This window comes from Elioraea tepida (genome assembly GCF_019203965.1).
Lineage (GTDB): Bacteria > Pseudomonadota > Alphaproteobacteria > Acetobacterales > Acetobacteraceae > Elioraea_A > Elioraea_A tepida.
Genome location: NZ_CP076448.1, coordinates 631,168 through 647,646, shown reverse-complemented (window position 1 = coordinate 647,646; position 16,479 = coordinate 631,168). Strand labels below are relative to the sequence as shown.

At 69.1% G+C, this 16,479-nt stretch carries 16 protein-coding genes and 2 pseudogenes; 13 read left to right on the top strand and 5 right to left on the bottom strand.

The features are described 5' to 3' along the window. The first annotated feature begins 3 nt into the window (after positions 1–3). The 8 genes from bchZ to KO353_RS03030 all read left to right on the top strand — a co-directional run bounded on the left by bchZ (position 4) and on the right by KO353_RS03030 (position 6,910). Positions 4–1,467, top strand: coding sequence for a chlorophyllide a reductase subunit Z (gene bchZ / locus KO353_RS03065; protein ID WP_218286299.1), 1,464 nt, complete (start codon positions 4–6; stop codon positions 1,465–1,467). A gap of 135 nt (positions 1,468–1,602) precedes the next feature. After that, the gene (gene pufB / locus KO353_RS03060; RefSeq protein WP_218286298.1) at positions 1,603–1,818 is read left to right on the top strand and encodes a light-harvesting antenna LH1, beta subunit; all 216 of its coding nucleotides are present in this window, start codon (positions 1,603–1,605) and stop codon (positions 1,816–1,818) included. A gap of 12 nt (positions 1,819–1,830) precedes the next feature. Then, positions 1,831–2,013, top strand: a complete 183-nt coding sequence (pufA, locus tag KO353_RS03055; RefSeq protein WP_218286297.1) for a light-harvesting antenna LH1, alpha subunit — start codon at positions 1,831–1,833, stop codon at positions 2,011–2,013. Between the two features lie 114 nt (positions 2,014–2,127). Next, a complete protein-coding gene (pufL, locus tag KO353_RS03050; protein ID WP_218286296.1) occupies positions 2,128–2,952 on the top strand; it encodes a photosynthetic reaction center subunit L in 825 nt (274 codons plus the stop codon). A gap of 10 nt (positions 2,953–2,962) precedes the next feature. Continuing rightward, positions 2,963–3,940 carry a photosynthetic reaction center subunit M gene (pufM, locus tag KO353_RS03045; RefSeq protein ID WP_218286295.1) on the top strand — a complete coding sequence of 326 codons (978 nt, stop codon included), beginning with the start codon at positions 2,963–2,965 and terminating at the stop codon, positions 3,938–3,940. Then, positions 3,937–5,028 (top strand): photosynthetic reaction center cytochrome PufC, encoded by a 1,092-nt coding sequence (pufC, locus tag KO353_RS03040; RefSeq protein WP_218286294.1) that lies wholly within the window; start codon positions 3,937–3,939, stop codon positions 5,026–5,028. The genes pufM and pufC overlap by 4 nt, the downstream gene beginning before the upstream one ends. A gap of 275 nt (positions 5,029–5,303) precedes the next feature. Further along, positions 5,304–6,608, top strand: coding sequence for an acyclic terpene utilization AtuA family protein (locus KO353_RS03035; protein WP_218286293.1), 1,305 nt, complete (start codon positions 5,304–5,306; stop codon positions 6,606–6,608). Next, positions 6,605–6,910, top strand: coding sequence for an AtuA-related protein (locus KO353_RS03030; protein ID WP_218286292.1), 306 nt, complete (start codon positions 6,605–6,607; stop codon positions 6,908–6,910). Before KO353_RS03035 ends, KO353_RS03030 begins: the two co-directional genes overlap by 4 nt. A 211-nt stretch (positions 6,911–7,121) precedes the next feature. Here KO353_RS03030 and parE read toward each other — a convergent pair whose 3' ends face one another. From parE to KO353_RS03010, 4 genes are all read right to left on the bottom strand, one after another. Next, positions 7,122–9,089: a DNA topoisomerase IV subunit B gene (gene parE, locus KO353_RS03025; protein WP_218286291.1), complete on the bottom strand. Its 1,968-nt coding sequence runs from the start codon at positions 9,087–9,089 to the stop codon at positions 7,122–7,124. 243 nt (positions 9,090–9,332) lie between these two features. Then, the gene (locus KO353_RS03020; RefSeq protein ID WP_218286290.1) at positions 9,333–9,857 is read right to left on the bottom strand and encodes a hypothetical protein; all 525 of its coding nucleotides are present in this window, start codon (positions 9,855–9,857) and stop codon (positions 9,333–9,335) included. Positions 9,858–10,039: 182 nt separating this feature from the next. Beyond that, positions 10,040–10,519 (bottom strand): DNA starvation/stationary phase protection protein Dps, encoded by a 480-nt coding sequence (gene dps, locus KO353_RS03015; protein ID WP_218286289.1) that lies wholly within the window; start codon positions 10,517–10,519, stop codon positions 10,040–10,042. Positions 10,520–10,654: 135 nt separating this feature from the next. Next, a complete protein-coding gene (locus KO353_RS03010) occupies positions 10,655–11,611 on the bottom strand; it encodes a VOC family protein (RefSeq protein WP_218286288.1) in 957 nt (318 codons plus the stop codon). Between the two features lie 495 nt (positions 11,612–12,106). On the opposite strand from KO353_RS03010, the pseudogene KO353_RS16985 reads away from it, so the two are divergent. The 4 genes and pseudogenes from KO353_RS16985 to KO353_RS02995 form a co-directional block, all read left to right on the top strand. Then, positions 12,107–12,304: pseudogene (locus tag KO353_RS16985) on the top strand (magnesium transporter MgtE N-terminal domain-containing protein); the annotation flags it as partial. A 133-nt stretch (positions 12,305–12,437) separates the two neighbouring features. Continuing rightward, a pseudogene (locus tag KO353_RS16980) lies at positions 12,438–12,512 on the top strand (hypothetical protein); the annotation flags it as partial. Positions 12,513–12,515: 3 nt separating this feature from the next. Further along, positions 12,516–13,346, top strand: a complete 831-nt coding sequence (locus tag KO353_RS03000; protein ID WP_235691998.1) for a magnesium transporter — start codon at positions 12,516–12,518, stop codon at positions 13,344–13,346. Positions 13,347–13,515: 169 nt separating this feature from the next. Next, a complete protein-coding gene (locus tag KO353_RS02995) occupies positions 13,516–14,325 on the top strand; it encodes a peptidoglycan-binding protein (protein WP_218286287.1) in 810 nt (269 codons plus the stop codon). A 3-nt stretch (positions 14,326–14,328) separates the two neighbouring features. Here KO353_RS02995 and KO353_RS02990 read toward each other — a convergent pair whose 3' ends face one another. Further along, positions 14,329–15,939, bottom strand: a complete 1,611-nt coding sequence (locus KO353_RS02990; protein ID WP_218286286.1) for an MFS transporter — start codon at positions 15,937–15,939, stop codon at positions 14,329–14,331. Between the two features lie 373 nt (positions 15,940–16,312). Here KO353_RS02990 and pufB (KO353_RS02985) point away from each other — a divergent pair, with 373 nt between their 5' ends. Further along, entirely contained in the window at positions 16,313–16,474 is a 162-nt protein-coding gene (gene pufB / locus KO353_RS02985; RefSeq protein ID WP_218286285.1) for a light-harvesting antenna LH1, beta subunit, read from the top strand. Positions 16,475–16,479 lie beyond the last annotated feature (5 nt).

Sequence of the window (16,479 nt, the reverse complement as noted above, 5' to 3'; positions counted from 1 at the left end):
GCGATGCTCGTTCTCGACCACGACAGGGCAGGCGGCTACTGGGGTGCTGTCTACGCTTTTTCTGCGGTGCGCGGATTGCGCGTGGTGATCGACGGCCCGGTCGGCTGCGAAAACCTGCCGGTGACGGCAGTGCTCCACTACACTGATGCGCTGCCTCCCCACGAGCTTCCGGTCGTGGTCACTGGGCTCGACGAGGAGAGCCTGTCGCAGAACGGCACCGAAGGCGCGCTCAAGCGCGCGGCAGGAACGCAGGACCCCGATCTTCCCGCCGTCGTCGTCACCGGCTCGATCGCCGAGATGATCGGCGGCGGCGTGACGCCCGAGGGGTCGAACCTGCAGCGTTTCATTCCGCGCACGATCGACGAGGACCAGTGGCAGGCGGCCGATCGCGCGATCAACTGGCTGTGGACGGAGTTCGGCGCGCGGCGGACGAGGATACGACCGCGCAAGGAGCGCAAGCCCGGAGAGAAGCCGCGCGTCAACATCATCGGGCCGATCTACGGGACCTTCAACATGCCGTCCGATCTCGCCGAGATCCGCCGGCTCGTCGAGGGCATCGGCTGCGAGATCAACATGGTGTTCCCGCTCGGCAGCCACATCGACGACATCCCGAAGCTCGCCGAGGCCGACGTCAACATCTGCATGTACCGAGAATTCGGCTCACGTCTGTGCGAGACGCTCGAGCGGCCGTGGCTGCGCGCCCCGATCGGGCTGTTCGCCACCACCAACTTCCTGCGCACGCTCGGCGAGCTCGTGGGCCTCGACCCGGAGCCCTTCATCGAACGCGAGAAGCACACGACGATCAAGCCGATCTGGGACCTCTGGCGGAGCGTGACGCAGGACTTCTTCGGTTCCGCCTCCTTCGCCGTGGTCGCGACCGAGACCTACGCGCGTGGCCTCAGACGCTTTCTCGAGGAGGAGATGGGCGTCCCGTGCGCCTTCTCCTTCGCGCGAAGGCCGGGCGAGAAGCCGGACAATGCGGCCGTGCGGGCGGCGATGCGCGCCTCGCCGCCGCTCGTTCTGTTCGGCTCCTACAACGAGCGGATGTATGCGGCCGAGCTCGGCGGCCGGTCGATGTACATCCCCGCCTCCTTTCCCGGCGCGATCATCCGTCGCGCCACCGGCACGCCGTTCATGGGCTACGCGGGCGCGACCTACATCGTGCAGGAATTCTGCAACGCGCTGTTCGACGCTCTGTTCCACATCCTGCCGCTCGGGACCGACCTCGACCGCGTTGAGCCGACGCCGATGCGGGCGCGCGAGCACGCCGCCGCGCAGTGGGACGAGGAGGCAGCCGCGCTCCTGCAGCGGCATCTCGAGGCGGAGCCGTTCCTCGTGCGGATCTCTGCGGCGAAGCGTCTGCGCGAGCGCGTCGAGGCCTACGCGCGGGCGGCCGGCGAAGAGCGCGTGCGGGCGAGCGACGTTCGCGCCGTGCTCGGCGAGGCACCTGAGGCCGTGGTTGCATGAGCGCGACGGAACACGCTCGCAACGGCCGGACCGATTGCACCCGGAAGTCCCGGGTCACCTCTCGTCCGTGGTGGTCACGGCGATCCCCGCCGCGCGGGACGTGCGCGGTAACACCGCCAGCCAAAAGGAGACGACATGGCTGACAGGCAAGACACTTCGCTGTCTGGGCTGACGGAGAACGAGGCGAGGGAGTTCCACGCGATCTTCGTGCAATCCTTCGTCGTCTACACTGTGATCGCGATCATCGCGCACTTCCTCGTGTGGATGTGGCGCCCCTGGTTCCCGGGGCCCCGCGGCTACGCGCAGCAGCTGCTCGATACCGCGACCACGGCCGTCTCGTACCTGGTGTAGGAGGGGGAGACCATGTGGCGCATCTGGCTGATCTTCGATCCCAGGCGTGTCCTCGTCGGACTCGCCACCTTCCTGCTGATCCTCGCGCTCCTGATCCACTTCATCCTGCTCGGAACCGACAGGTACAACTGGATCGAGGGTCCGCGCCCGGCAGCGGTGACGCAGCAGGCGTCGCCGATGCCGCCGTCGCGGTAGCGAGCCAAGGCCGGCAGCCGAGGGGCGAGGGGCGTCCCTCAGCGTCACTCGGCTGCTGGCACCCGCAACGAAGAGGCCGACCAACCTCGACCTCGACACCCTGGAGTTTCGACCATGTCGATGCTCAGTTTCGAGAAGAAGTACAGAGTCCGGGGAGGGACCCTGGTCGGGGGCGATCTGTTCGACTTCTGGATCGGGCCCTTCTATGTCGGATTCTTCGGCGTCACGACGATCTTCTTCACCGTGCTCGGCACGGCGCTGATCCTTTATGGAGCGGCGATCGGCGGCACGTGGAACATCTGGAAGATCAACATCCCGCCGCCGGATCTCTCCTATGGGCTCGGCTTCGCCCCTCTGAAGGAGGGGGGGCTGTGGCAGCTCATCACCGTCTGCGCCCTCGGCGCCTTCGTCTCCTGGGCGCTGCGCCAGGCGGAGATCGCCCGCAAGCTCGGGATGGGCTTGCACATTCCGTTCGCTTTCGGAATGGCGATCTTCGCCTACTTCACCCTCGTCGTCATCCGCCCGGTGCTGATGGGTGCCTGGGGCCATGGCTTCCCCTACGGCATCTTCAGCCATCTCGACTGGGTCTCGAACGTCGGCTACCAGTACCTGCACTTCCACTACAACCCCGCGCACATGATCGCGGTGACGTTCTTCTTCACCACGACGCTTGCGTTGTCGCTGCACGGGGCGCTCGTTCTGTCGGCGATCAACCCGCCGAAGGGGCAGCCGGTGAAGACGGCCGAGCACGAGAACACGTTCTTCCGGGACACGATCGGCTATTCGATCGGCACGCTTGGCATTCACCGGCTGGGCCTGTTCCTCGCCCTGTCGGCAGGGTTCTGGAGCGCGGTCTGCATCGTGATCAGCGGTCCGTTCTGGACGCGGGGCTGGCCGGAGTGGTGGGGCTGGTGGCTCAACCTGCCGATCTGGAGCTAGGGAGAGCGCCATGGCCGAGTATCTCAACATCTTCACCCGAGTGCAGGTCCGCGGGCCTGCCTATCCGGGGGTGCCGCTCCCGCCGAGCGACGAGAAACGCACCGGGGTGCCGCGCTTCGTGCACCTGCTCGGGCGCTTTGGCGATGCGCAGCTCGGGCCGATCTATCTCGGCTGGCTCGGCGTTCTGTCGCTCGCCACGGGCGCGATCGCGATCGTCATCATCGGGCTCAACATGTTGGCCTCGGTCAACTGGAACCCGGTGCAGTTCGTGCGGCAGTTCTTCTGGCTCGCGCTCGAGCCGCCACCGCCCCATTACGGCCTCTCCTTCCCGCCGCTCGCGGAGGGCGGCTGGTGGCTGATCGCCGGCTTCTTCCTCACCACCTCGATCATCCTCTGGTGGTGCCGCGTCTACCGCCGGGCGCGCCAGCTCGGGATGGGAACGCACGTGGCCTGGGCCTTCGCCGCGGCGATCTGGCTGTACCTCGTGCTTGGCTTCATCCGTCCCCTCCTGATGGGAAGCTGGGGCGAGGGCGTGCCGTTCGGCATCTTCCCGCATCTCGACTGGACGGCGGCGTTCTCGATCCGCTACGGCAACCTCTTCTACAATCCGTTCCACGCTCTCTCGATCGTCTTCCTCTACGGCTCCGTTCTCCTCTTCGCGATGCACGGCGCGACGATCCTTGCCGTCAGCCGTTTCGGCGGCGAGCGCGAGATCGAGCAGACTCTAGATCGCGGAACAGCGGCCGAGCGCGCGGCGATCTTCTGGCGCTGGACCATGGGGTTCAACGCCACCTACGAGTCGATCCATCGCTGGGCCTGGTGGTTCGCGGTGCTCTGCCCGCTGACGGGAGGCATCGGCATCCTGCTCACCGGAACCGTGGTGGACAACTGGTATCTCTGGGCCGTCCAGCATGGCTTCGCGCCGGAGTATCCGGCGTGGTTCCCACCCTCGGTCGATCCTGCGACCCTGCCAGGAGCGCTGCGATGAACATCCTCGCACAATCGGCCCTCGGCCTCGCCGCGGCGGCCGGCGCGGCGATCGTCCTCCTCACCTTCGAGCGGCCGCCGGTCGAGACCGTGCAGCGTGGCTTCCGGGGCACGGGCATGGAGCTCGTGCACACGCCGCGGGCGCTGCAGGCGATCGCAGCGCGGAACATCCCGCCCGAGCCGACGGAGAAGGTCGAGCCTGCGGGGCAGAAGGCAAGCGAGGTCTATGAGAATGTGCAGGTGCTCGGAGATCTCGACGCGGCTGAGTTCAACCGCCTGATGATCGCCATCACCGCCTGGGTCTCGCCCGACCAGGGGTGCAACTACTGCCACAACGTCGAGAACATGGCGTCCGACGAGGTCTATACGAAGACCGTGACCCGGCGGATGCTGCAGATGACCAAGGCGATCAACGCCAACTGGCAGACGCATGTGAAGGACACGGGCGTCACCTGCTACACGTGCCACAGGGGCCAGCCCGTTCCGGCCTATGTCTGGTACACCGAACCGGGCAGGACCTCAGGCATGCTCGCGGGCTCGGGCGGGCAGAACGTCGTTTCGTCTGCTGCGGGGCTGTCGTCGCTTCCCTACGAGCCCTTCACCGCTTTCTTCCAGGATGCGCTCCCGATCCGTGTGAACGGCACAACGCCGCACGGGCCGAACAACCGCTCCTCGATCAAGCAGGCCGAGTGGACTTACGCGCTGATGATGCATTTCTCCCAGGCGACGGGGCAGAACTGCACTTTTTGCCACAACAGCCGGAACTTCGGTTCGTGGTACGACGCACCCCCCTCGCGCGTCAGCGCCTGGTACGGAATCCGAATGGTGCGTGAGATCAACAACGACTTCATCACGCCGCTGACGCCCCTGTGGCGTGCCAACCCGGCCGGGCCACCGGAGGCGGGTGACGCCGCACGTCTCGCGCGCCTTGGGCCGCACGGGGACGCGCTCAAGACGAACTGCATGACCTGCCACCAGGGCGCCTACAGGCCTCTGCTTGGCGCGCCGATGCTGCGCGACTATCCGGCGCTCAACGAGGTGAGCCTCTCTCCGACGACGCCGCGGTCGGCAGCGCTGATGCCGCGGTAGGCCGGTGCACCTCCGAGGCGATGGAACCCGGCGTGGTTCCATCGCCTCGCGCTCTCCTGGCTGACCGAGGGGTTTCGCAGCTGTGCCGCCCACCCCTCCTCCACGCGTGACCTGACCTGACGCTCCCGCATCGGTGGCCGGGAGGCGCCCGCGTGGATGTTCGTGCTTGAGGAGACTTGGGTAACGCGCGAGGATCCGCACGTGACAGCGGGAACGAACAGCACCAGGAGATGACGGCGAGCGGCGGATCGGCGGAACGACAGCGATACGCTGCCATGCGGACGGTCGGCGCCGGCGCAGGCTTCGCCGGGGATCGGATCGATCCGGCCGTGGCGCTCGCGACGTCAGGGCTCTGCGACGCGGTGGTGCTCGAATGCCTCGCGGAGCGGACGCTCGTCGCGGCGCTTCGCGCGCGCCGCGCCGACCCGAACGCCGGGGCGGACCCCCGCCTTCGGCGCCGGCTCACCCCGCTGCTCGGCCCCGCGCGACGGTCAGGCAGCCGGATCATCAGCAATCTGGGTGCTGCGAACCCCGCCGCCGCGGCGCGGGCGATCGTGGCGCTGGCGCGGGAGCTGGGGCTTTCGGGGCTGCGTGTCGCCGCCGTGGTCGGCGATGATGTGCTGCCGCTTGCCGGGGAGATCGCCTGGACCGAGAAGATCGAGGGGACGCTCCTCGGCGCGCACGCCTATCTCGGGGCGGATGCGCTCGCGCCCGCGATCGAGGCCGGCGCCGACGTCATCGTCACGGGCCGGACTGCGGACAGCGCCCTGTTCGCCGCCGAGATCGTTCCGATCCTGGATGGAAGAGAGACCGCACTCGCGGGGGCGCTGACCGTCGGCCATCTTCTCGAATGCGGCGGCCAGGTCAGCGGCGGGAACTTCGAGGGGCCGGACGGGGAGAGACTCTCGGCGGCGGCGCTCGCATCGCTCGGCTATCCGCTTGCGACCGTGAGGCCGGACGGGAGTGCGGAGCTCTTCCTGCTCGAGGGAGCGCCCGGTCGACTCGATCGCCTCACCGCGACGTTGCAGCTCCTCTACGAGGTGCATGATCCGGCACGCTACATCACGCCCGATCTGATCCTCGACTTCACCAGCATCCGGATCGAGGAGACGGGCCGAAACCGCGTGCGCGTCTCGGGCGCGGCTGCCCAGGGCCGGCCGGAGGCGCTAAAGGTGTCCGGCTTCGTCGAGCGGCCGGGCATGATCGCCGATGTCGAGATCGGCTTCGCCGGCACGGGGGCAGAGGCGCGCGCGCGGCTTGCCGCCGATGTGCTTCGGCATCGGCTCGCCGACCTCCCGGAAGAGGATGTCAGGATCGATCTGGTCGGGATCGATTCGATTCTCGCCGGGCGCAACGCCGGCAATGCGGGGCTTGCCGAATGCCGCGTCCACGTCTCTGCCCGATGCCCCGATGCGGAGGCGGCGCAGGCGATCGAGGACGAGGTCTATGCTCTCACGCTCTCCGGCCCCGCGGGAGGGGCAGGGCTCAGGAGCGAGCGTCGCCCGCGCCTTGACGTGGTGGATGGGCTGATCGACCGCGCGCGCGTCACCCCTTCCCTCGTCTGGGAGACCGTGCCGTGAGGGTTGGCGCGCTCGCCGTCGGGCGATCGGGCGATAAGGGGTCGGTGCTCGACTTGACCCTCGTGGCGCGGGACGAGGCGGCCTATGCGCGTCTGGCCCGGGCGATCACCGCCGAGGTGGCGCAGCGGGCGCTCGAGGGCGTCTGTCCGGGCACCGTCATCCGCTACGAGTGCCCGGGGCTTCTCGCGCTGAAATTCGTCGTCGCCGGAGCGCTTCCGGGGGGCGTGTACGCCTCGCTGCGGGCCGGGATGCATTGGCAGAAGGCAGCGATCTGGGCGCTCCTCGATCTCGAGATCGAGTGACCGGCACGTCCGGTCGTGCTGCACGCAAAACAGCCGAAGCGCCGCCGACGCCTCGGTGAGGCAAGCGGGCCCCAAAGCCAGAACAGCACGAGAAGGGAGGCAGCAGCCGCAACACCGGCCGCTGGCACACCCCCGCGCGGGGCCGCGGCCTCGGATCCCGCGCATCCGCCGCCGCTCCTCCCCACCGCCGGGACGAGCCGGCGCAGCGGCGTCAGACGTCCACCGCCTCGGCGTCGAGCGTCGCGGCGTTCTCCTGGATGAACGCGAAGCGGAGCTCGGGTCTGCGGCCCATCAAGGCCTCGACGATGTCCTGCGTCCGGGCGAACTGTTCGGGCGGCATCGTCACGCGCAACAGCGTCCGACGTTTCGGGTCCATCGTCGTCTCACGCAGTGTGGCGGGCGGCATCTCGCCAAGCCCCTTGAACCGGCTCACCTCGACCTTCGTTCCTGGCTTGAACCGCTTGCGCTCGCGCTCGAGCGCCGCCTCGTCCTGGGCGTAGACGGTGAGGCCAGCGCCGCTCAGCCGGAAGAGCGGCGGGCGGGCGAGGAACAGGTGCCCCTTCCGCACAAGCTCGGGAAGCTCGCGCCAGAAGAAGGTCATCAGCAGCGCCGCAATGTGGGCGCCGTCGACATCGGCATCGGTCATGATGATGATCCGGCCGTAGCGGAGCCGCTCGAGCGAGAAGGCGTTTCCCGTGCCGCAGCCGAGCGCCTCGATCAGGTCCTTCAATTCCTGGTTCGCGCGCATTTTTTCGGCTGTGGCCGAGGCGACATTCAGGATCTTGCCCCGAAGCGGCAGCACGGCCTGCGTCTCGCGGTCGCGCGCCTGCTTGGCCGAGCCGCCGGCGCTGTCGCCTTCGACGATGAAGAGTTCGCTGCCATCACGTTCCTCGCGCGAGCAGTCGGCGAGCTTGCCGGGAAGCCTAAGCTTGCGCGTTGCGGTCTTGCGCGCGGTGGTCGCCTGCTCGCGGCGGGCGAGCCGCTCCTCGGCGCGGGAGATCGCGAAGGCGAGCAGGTTCGCCGCCGTCTCAGGGTCGCCGGTGAGCCAATGGTCGAAGCGGTCACGGATTGCGTTCTCGACCCAGCGCGCCGCCTCAGGCGTGGTGAGCTTGTCCTTCGTCTGGCCCTGGAACTGCGGCTCGCGGATGAACACGGAAAGCATGGCCGCCGCCCCGCCCATCAGGTCCTCTCCCGTCACCTGCGCCCCGCGCTTGTTGCCGACGAGCTCCGCATAGGCGCGCAGGCCCTTGAGAAGGGCCGAGCGGAATCCCTGCTCGTGCGTGCCGCCCAAGGGCGTGGGAACGGTGTTGCAATAGGCGTTCAGGAACCCCTCGCTTGAGATCAGCCAGGTGACCGCCCATTCCACCCTGCCGCCGCCCTCGAGCGCCGCTTCGCCCTCAAAATGTCTCGGCGTGAGTTGCTCCTTTCCCTCGGTCGCGGCGGCGAGGAAGTCGGCGAGGCCGCCGGGGAAGTGAAGCGTCGCCTCTACCGGGGTGGGATCATCCTTCGCGATCAGGGACGGGTCGCAGCGCCAGCGTATCTCGACGCCGCGAAACAGATAGGCCTTCGACCGGGCCATCCGGAACAGGCGGTTGGGGCGGAAATGGCAGTCCTTGAAGATCGTGCGGTCGGGCCGGAACCGAACCTCCGTGCCGCGACGGTTGTTCACCGTGCCCTTGGTGAGAAGCTTTGAGGTCGGCTTGCCGCGCGCGAAGCTCATCGCGTAGAGCGTGCGGTCACGCGCGACCTCGACCTCGAGCGTCTCAGACAGCGCGTTCACCACCGAGGCGCCGACGCCATGCAGCCCGCCGGAGGTGTCGTAGGCCTTGCCGCCGAACTTTCCGCCCGAGTGAAGTGTGGTGAGGATCACCTCGAGCGCCGACTTGTCCTTGAATTTCGGGTGCGGGTCGACGGGGATGCCCCGCCCGTTGTCGCGCACCGTCACCCAGTCGTCCTTGCCGAGCGTGAGCTCGATGAAGGTCGCATGGCCGGCAACCGCCTCGTCCATCGCGTTGTCGAGGATCTCGGCGACGAGATGGTGCAGGGCGTTCTCGTCCGTGCCGCCGATATACATTCCTGGCCGGCGCCGGACCGGTTCGAGCCCCTCGAGAACCTCGATGTCCTTGGCGGTGTAACCGGCTTCCGCCTTGCCTGCCGTGCCGCCGAACAGGTCGTTCATGCTGTGTTCCTCTTCCAGGCAGGCAAAGTAGGCCATTGGCCGTCACGCCTACAAGCTCTTGTGGCGGCTGGCACGAACTCGGAAGCTACGGCCGATCGCCCTGCGCGTTGTCGCGGAGCGGCAGATGACAGGGCAGGGTGCCTCCGTCCCCTCTCGCGCCATAGCCCGCGCGCGGGGAGGTTGGGATCGGTTGCGATGACGGGGTGTCTCGCAGCCGGTTCCCGTCCCCGACGCGGCGTCCGCTCAGCGGAACACGATCCCGGTCAAGCGCTGGTCGGAGGCGAAGAGAGGGAAGACGTTGCGGCCGCGCGCATAGGCCCAGAGGGAGATCTCGTTGTCCGCCGGCGTGCTCCGGCGGTAGTCGTTCCAGCGCGTCGAGAAATAGGCGACGCCCTGCTGGCGGATCGTGCGCACGCCCTGGCGTAGGGCGAAGGTCTGCGCGACGGGAGAGTGCCCGGGAGCGGAGGCGATGGCGATCTTGCAACCGCCGAGGACAAGGAACGCTGAGGGTGCCCAGGGGAGCTGCGTCATCCGCCCGATCCGCGCAGTCTCGACCGTGATTTCGGTCGTGCAGAGCCGGATCTCCTCGTCGCGCCTCGAGAACTCGAGTCCTCCCTGGAGGCCTCCGGGATAGGGCCCGCCTTTGGTCGCGTGCGTGAACAGGCCGCCGCACAAGATGGTGCCGGCCGCGCCGTTCACCTCTGCCGCCACGCTGTCCCAGGCGCGCAGGAGGCCGGCGACCGACCTCGCGGCGAGGCGCAGCTGCACTGCGGCCGGGAACCAGCGCGCTGCCTGGCGGAGGAAGGTGTCGGCGGCGGGCTCGAAGGCGCGGTCCGCACCGGCCCGGCCTCAATCATCGTAGTAGATGGCGAACACGCACCCGCCATTTCCTGGCGTGCCGGCACCGGGCGTGAAACCGAGTTCAGGGATCGTGTGATACATGGCGCGGCTCAGCGCCGCTCAAGATGCACCTCGAGCAACCAGAGGATCTTGTCGAGCTCGCGGGGGTGGCCCGTCAGCAGCTCGGCCGAGCCGGCATCGCCGATCTCGGCGGTCTCGTCGATCCCCTGGCGCACCGATCTGGTGAGCGCGGCGGTCCGGTCGGCCAGCGCCTCGACGAGCCGCAGCCCGTCGACCAGATCGGTCGGGAAGGGGGCGAGCGAGGTCGCGGTGCTGACGGCCTGGGCGCTGCCCATGGCTGTTCCGCCGAGAGCAGTGATCCGCTCGGCGAGATCGTCGATGTGCTCCGCAGGCCTCGGCTGAGGCGCGTCGAACATCGCGTGCAGCGTGACCAAGGGAATGCCCGGAACGTTCCGGACATTCCCCCTGAACGCGGGCTCACGATCGATCACGTCGGCGAGCCGCGCAGACGGGATCGAGATCACTCCCGCGCGGGCGTTCTCGGCGATGTCGTTGCGCGTCCTGCGCATGCCTGATCTCCCGCAATCACGTTCGATAGGTGTGGCCTCGGCCCGGGTTTCGTCAACCCGAAGAGCCGATCTCGGAGATCGGCGATCGCCGTCGCCGGCGGATCTCATGGCCGCCCGGCGCGCGCGAGCGGTGCATCACGATTCCGGCTCGAGGCGTGGCAGAACCGCCTCGATCCTGGCGCGATACGGCTCGTAACGTTCCGGAAGCATCAGCGCCTGCCCGAGACGATCGACCGGTTCGTCGATCGCGAAGCCGGGATCGTCCGTCGCGATCTCGAACAGAACGCCTCCTGGCTCGCGGAAATAGGTGGAGCGGACGTATATCCGGTCCTGCTGCGGCGTCAGGCGAAGATCGAGCGGCACGAGCGCCGCGGTTGCGCCGGCCTGAGCGGCGTCGTCGGCGGCGCGGAAGGCGACGTGATGGACGGTTCCCGCCCCCTGCGCGCCGCGGGAGACGCCCTGTGCCGCCCGCAGGTCGATGATCCGCCCGGGGCCGTCGGCAGGGTGGACGAAGCGGTGGCGCGGGCCCCCCCAGACCGGCCCCGCCGCGTAGCCGAGGACCCCCGTTAGCACCGACGCGGTGGCGGCGATGTCGTCGAGCCAGAGCGTGATGCCGAAGAAGCCTCGGATCGCGTGCTCGGCCGGGACGTCGCCGACCGCGAAACCGGCACGCGACGCCGCCGCCTCGTCGGTCACGAGTTCGAGCAGGAGCCCGTCGGGGTCGCGCAACGCGAGGACGGTCTCGCCGAAGCGCCTTGCGGGCGGCTCGCAGGCTAAACCTTTCGCGGCCAGACGCTCGATCCAGAAGCCGAGCGAGCCCGGGGGGATGGCGAAGGCGATCTCCTCCGCCTGGCCCGTGCCGTGCCGCCTCCTTGCGACCCAGACATAGGGAAAGAAGGTCAGGATCGTTCCGGGGCTGCCCACCTCGTCTCCATAGTAGAGGTGGTAGGTGCCGGGATCGTCGAAGTTCACCGTGCGCTTGACGAGCCGCAGGCCAAGCACGTCGCGGTAGAAGGCGAGGTTGGCGCCGGGGTCGGCGGCGATGGCGGTGATGTGGTGCAGCCGTCCGAGCGCCGTCGGGGGTGAGGTCATGATCTGTCTCCGTGGCGGGACTTGGCCTGCTCCGCCAACCAGGAGGTGGGAAGGGGACAGGCGCGTTCAAACCGCGAGCGGCGATGCCGCGCATCCGCCGCCGCGATGACCGGCCCATGCGACGGCGCAACGGTTGACAGCGCACCGGCATCTCCCATGTACCGCGTGCTCCGGCCCGCCGGGGCATCCCCCAACCCGACCAAGGAGCGACGGATGGACGACGGCAGTAGTCGCCCGGCCGCCGGCGAGAGCCGACGGCCCGCATACGACGCCCGATCCGCGCGCCGGCGGGAGGCGAGGCGAGGCTGAGACCTCCTGCGTCTCCCGTCCGGCCGCCGCCCAGACGCCAGAGGAGACGCAGCTGTGACCGACCTTGCCGAGGCCACCCGGATCGCCGCCCTTCTCGCGGACCGCGGCGCCGATGGCGTGCGCCGCGAGCTCTCCGCTTGGCATCCGTTCGACATCGCCGACGCGCTCTCGGCTCTCGCCCCCGCGATGCGGGCGGCCGTGCTTCGCGCCCTGCCGGTGAAGCAGCAGGCGCAGGTCTTCGGCTATCTCTCGCCCGAGGATCAGCTCGCCCTTGCCCGAACGCTGAAGCGCCCCGAGCTCGGCCAGGTGTTCGCCGCGATGGAGCCGGACGAGCGGGCCGACCTCTACAAGCGGCTGCCCGAGGACGAGCGCGAAGCGATCCTGCCGGGCCTCGCCCAGGCCGAGCGGGAGGACATCCGCAAGCTCGCGTCCTACCCCGAGAACACTGTCGGCGCGGTGATGACCTCCGACTACGTGACCGTCCGGCCGGAGATGTCGGTCGAGGCGGTGTTCGCCCATCTCCGGCGCGAGGCAACCCGATCGGGAAACGATCTACGACGCCTACGTCATCGACGAGGACCGTCGTGTCATCGGCGTGGTGTCGCTGCGCGACCTCCTGCTCGCCCCGCCGGGCGCACGGATCGAGGACGTGATGCGGCGCGAGGTCGTTACCGTCTCGGCGGATGCGCCGCGCGACGAGGCCGCGACGCTGATCGAGCAGTACGACCTGATCGGCCTGCCGGTCATCAATGGCGGCGGGAAGCTCGTCGGCGTCGTCACCGCCGACGATGCGATCGACGTGATCGAGCAGAAGACCACGGACACGTTCCAGAAGCAGGCCGCACTCGCCTTCGGCCGGCGCGACCGCGGCGGGCCGGTGGTGGTCAACGTTCTCGAGGCGAGGATCACGACGCTCTGGCGGCTGCGCATCGTCTGGCTCGTCCTGCTCGTGTTCGGCAACATCCTCTCGGGTTTTGGCATCGCCGCTTTCGAGGACATGATCGCGGCCAATGTCGCGCTCGTGTTCTTCCTGCCGCTCCTGATCGCCTCGGGTGGCAACGCGGGTTCGCAGGCCTCGACGCTGATGGTGCGGGCGCTTGCGACCGGCGACGTCACGCTGCGCGACTATGCGCGCCTGATCGGCCGCGAGGCGGTTGTGGCGGCCATGCTCGGCGCGACGATGGCGGTCGCTGTCTCGCTCATCGGGCTTCTGCGCGCAGGGCCGGAGATCGCGCTCGTCGTTGCCGCGGCGATGGTCGCGATCGTGGTGATCGGCAGCCTGATCGGCATGCCGTTGCCCTTCATCCTGTCCCGTTTCGGTGGCGACCCGGCAACCTCCTCCGCCCCCCTCGTCACCTCGATGGCGGATGTCGTCGGCGTGCTCGTGTATCTGGGCATCGCTGCGGCGGTTCTCGACGTCGCGTGAGGGCGCATGTGTCGGGCACGCGTGGGCGCGTGCGTCGCGGATGCCAGGCCGGTCCATCGTGGCGGCATGCGTGCAGGTGCGGGCGCGGCCCGGATCGTTTCCGTTTCGTCGAGCCATGGCGTAGCGTTGCGACACCTGTGTCCGAGGCAGGCAGACGCGAGGCGGGGCGATGATTCCGGTCGATGCGCAGACGATGCTCGAGATCGCGCCGCGCTTCCCAGGCGCGCGCGCCGAACGCCAGCGCGAGATCGTCACCGCGGTGGGCGAGGTGCTCGCGCCGACACTCGAGGCTTACGGCATCGACACGCGGCTCAGGATCGCGCATTTCCTCGCCCAGACCTGCCACGAATCCGCAGGCTTCAGGACGACCGAGGAGTTCGCCTCCGGTGACGCCTACGAGGGGCGCCTCGATCTCGGCAACACCCGTCGCGGCCACGGCCCGCGCTACAAGGGGCGGGGGCTTCTGCAGCTCACCGGCCGCGCGAACTACCGCGACTTCGGCGAAGCGCTCGGCGTCGACCTCGAGAACAATCCCGAGGCGGCGGCGGACCCGGTGCTGTCGCTCAAGATCGCCTGCGAGTATTGGAAGCGCCGCGGCATCAACGCGGACTGCGACAATGACGACGTCATCGCTGTCACGCGCAAGATCAATGGCGGGCTCAACGGGCTTGACGATCGGCGTCAGTACACATCCAAGGCCAAGGCTGCTGTGGCGCGGCTTGAGGCGCTGATGCGGTCGGGGATCGCGGAGGCACCCGGCCGGCCCGTGCTGCGGCGCGGCTCGCGCGGCGAGGATGTGGCGCGGCTGCAGCGGCAGTTGCGCGATCGCGGCTTGATGCTCGCCATCGACGGGGACTTCGGCCCCGCAACGGAAGTCGCGGTTGCCGCCGTGCAGGCGCAAGCGGGGCTCACGCCCGACGGCATCGTCACCGCGGAGCTCTGGGCCGTCCTCGAAACGCCGCGCGGCGAACCCGCCTGACCCTCACCCGCGCCATTCGGTGGGCGCGAGATAGAGGTGTGTCTCCGGCGGCCCGTCTCCCTGATGCAGTGAGGCGACGCGGGCGAGCAGCGTCGCCTCGGCGGCGGTGATCCGCGCGGCGTGGCGCGGATAGTCTCCCCAGCGCTCGAGGCCGAACATCTCGAGCCAGGCGCCATCGGCCTGCATGTCCTCGAGGATGCGCCAGGCGAAGGCGCCGTCGCGCCGTCGGCAGCGTGCCACCTCCTCCATCAGGGTCAGGAATGATCGCGTCTTTTCCTTCGGCACGAGGTAGCGGATCGTCACCACCACCGGGCCGCGCTCGGGCGCGGCGGGGTGCGACGCCTGCGGCAGCGGAACGGCGAGCGCCGGGCCGGCGGGGAGGGCGGCGGAGGGGTCGGGCGTGGGCAGCCGCACGCGCAGGCCGAGCCCGGCGGCCGCCACGCCGCCGACGGCCGCGGCCGTCATCGCCGGAACGATCCCCCAGACCTCCCCCGCCCAACCCCACAAAAGCGTGCCACCGGTGAGGGAGCCGAAGAACGCCATCTGGTAGAGCGACAGCGCCCGCGCGCGAACCCAGGCCGGCAGCGACAGCTGCGCGGCGACCTGGAGCGTGGCGATGGTCGTGATCCACACGATCCCGAAGGTGAACATGCCGGCTGCGGCGATCAGGGGGTGTGCGCCGAGCCCGAGCGCCAGGATCGCGGCGGAGGCGAGCACGCCGCCGAGGGCGACCAGCCGGTCGGGCGGGAGCAGCTTGCGCAGCCGAGGCATCGCGAGCCCGCCGAGAACGGCGCCCGCACCCATCGCCCCGAGCAGCAGCCCGAAGGTCTCCGGCCCGCGGAGGAGCTTCTCGCGCACGATCAGGGGCAGGAAGGCCCAGGGCGCCGAGGCGAAGGCGAACAAGAGCGCGGTGCGGAGCATCAGCCGCTGGAACCCTGGCGTCGATCCGACGTAGCGGAGCCCCGCCTTGATGGCGGAGAGGAAGCGCTCGCGCGACGGCGCGTTGCCCGCCTCTGGTTTCCAGGACGCGAAAGCGCCGATCAGCGGCAGGTAGCTCACGGCATTCGCCGCGAAGCAGGCCCAGGCGCCGACGGTGGCGAGCACCACGCCGCCGATCGCCGGGCCGATCGCGCGCGAGCCGTTGAAGGCCATCCCATGCAGCGCCACCGCTTGCGGCACCTCCTCGCGCCGGACGAGCTCCGGCGTGACGGCGGCCCAGGCGGGCATGGTCATCGCGTTGCCGGCGCCGATCAGGAAGGTGAAGAGAAGGAGCGTCCAGGCGCCGGTCAGCCCGGCGAGCGTAAGCGCAGCGAGCGCCAAGGCGGCGGCGCCCTGCACCGCAAGCGAAACGATCAGGAACAGGCGCCGGTCGATGATGTCGGCGAGCGCTCCCGCGGGCAGGGCGAGCAGGAAGATCGGCAGCGTGGTCGCCGCCTGGACGGCCGCGACCATCGCCGGCTCCGGCGCGAGATCCGTCATCAGCCAGCCGGCGCCGGTGTTCTGCAGCCAGGTGCCGAGGCCCGCCACCGCATTGCCGATCCAGACCACTCGGAAGATCGGGTTTCGGAGCGGGGCGAAGGCGGAAGACGAGGCGGCGGCGGAGTCGTCGGGCACGGGGCCATCATGCGCATGGCCTGCGCCGGGCGCCACACCCGCCATGGCCTGGGCCGTAGCGACGATCCGGGGGCGCCTCCGGACCAGGCGTGGGCGACTGTGCGCCGCGCTGCCTCGCCCGGGCCGAGGCGCCTGGCCGTGCCGGGTCAGGAACGATTGACAGACGACTGTCAACTTGCAATGACAACACTATCTGTCAAGTGAAGATGACAGATCGGTCCGCGGCCGGGGCTGCCGCCCGGACAAAAGGCGCCAGCCCCCGGTCGCACCTCGGGGCCGCGTTCGCGAACGCCTCCCTCCATCCTGCCTCACGGGGACAGATGGTCAGGCTGGCAAAGGTTCGTGCGTTAGAGAAGGAAAGAGAACCGAAACGATGGACGATCTCGACGATCCGAACAAAGTCTGGCCTACCGGGCTGACGATCAAGGAGTCGGAAGCGCTCCACAAGTATGTGATCGATGGGTCCCGCGTGTTCTTTGTGATCGCGCTGTTCGCCCACATGCTGGCCTACATCTACTCCCCCTGGCTGAAGTAGAGGGA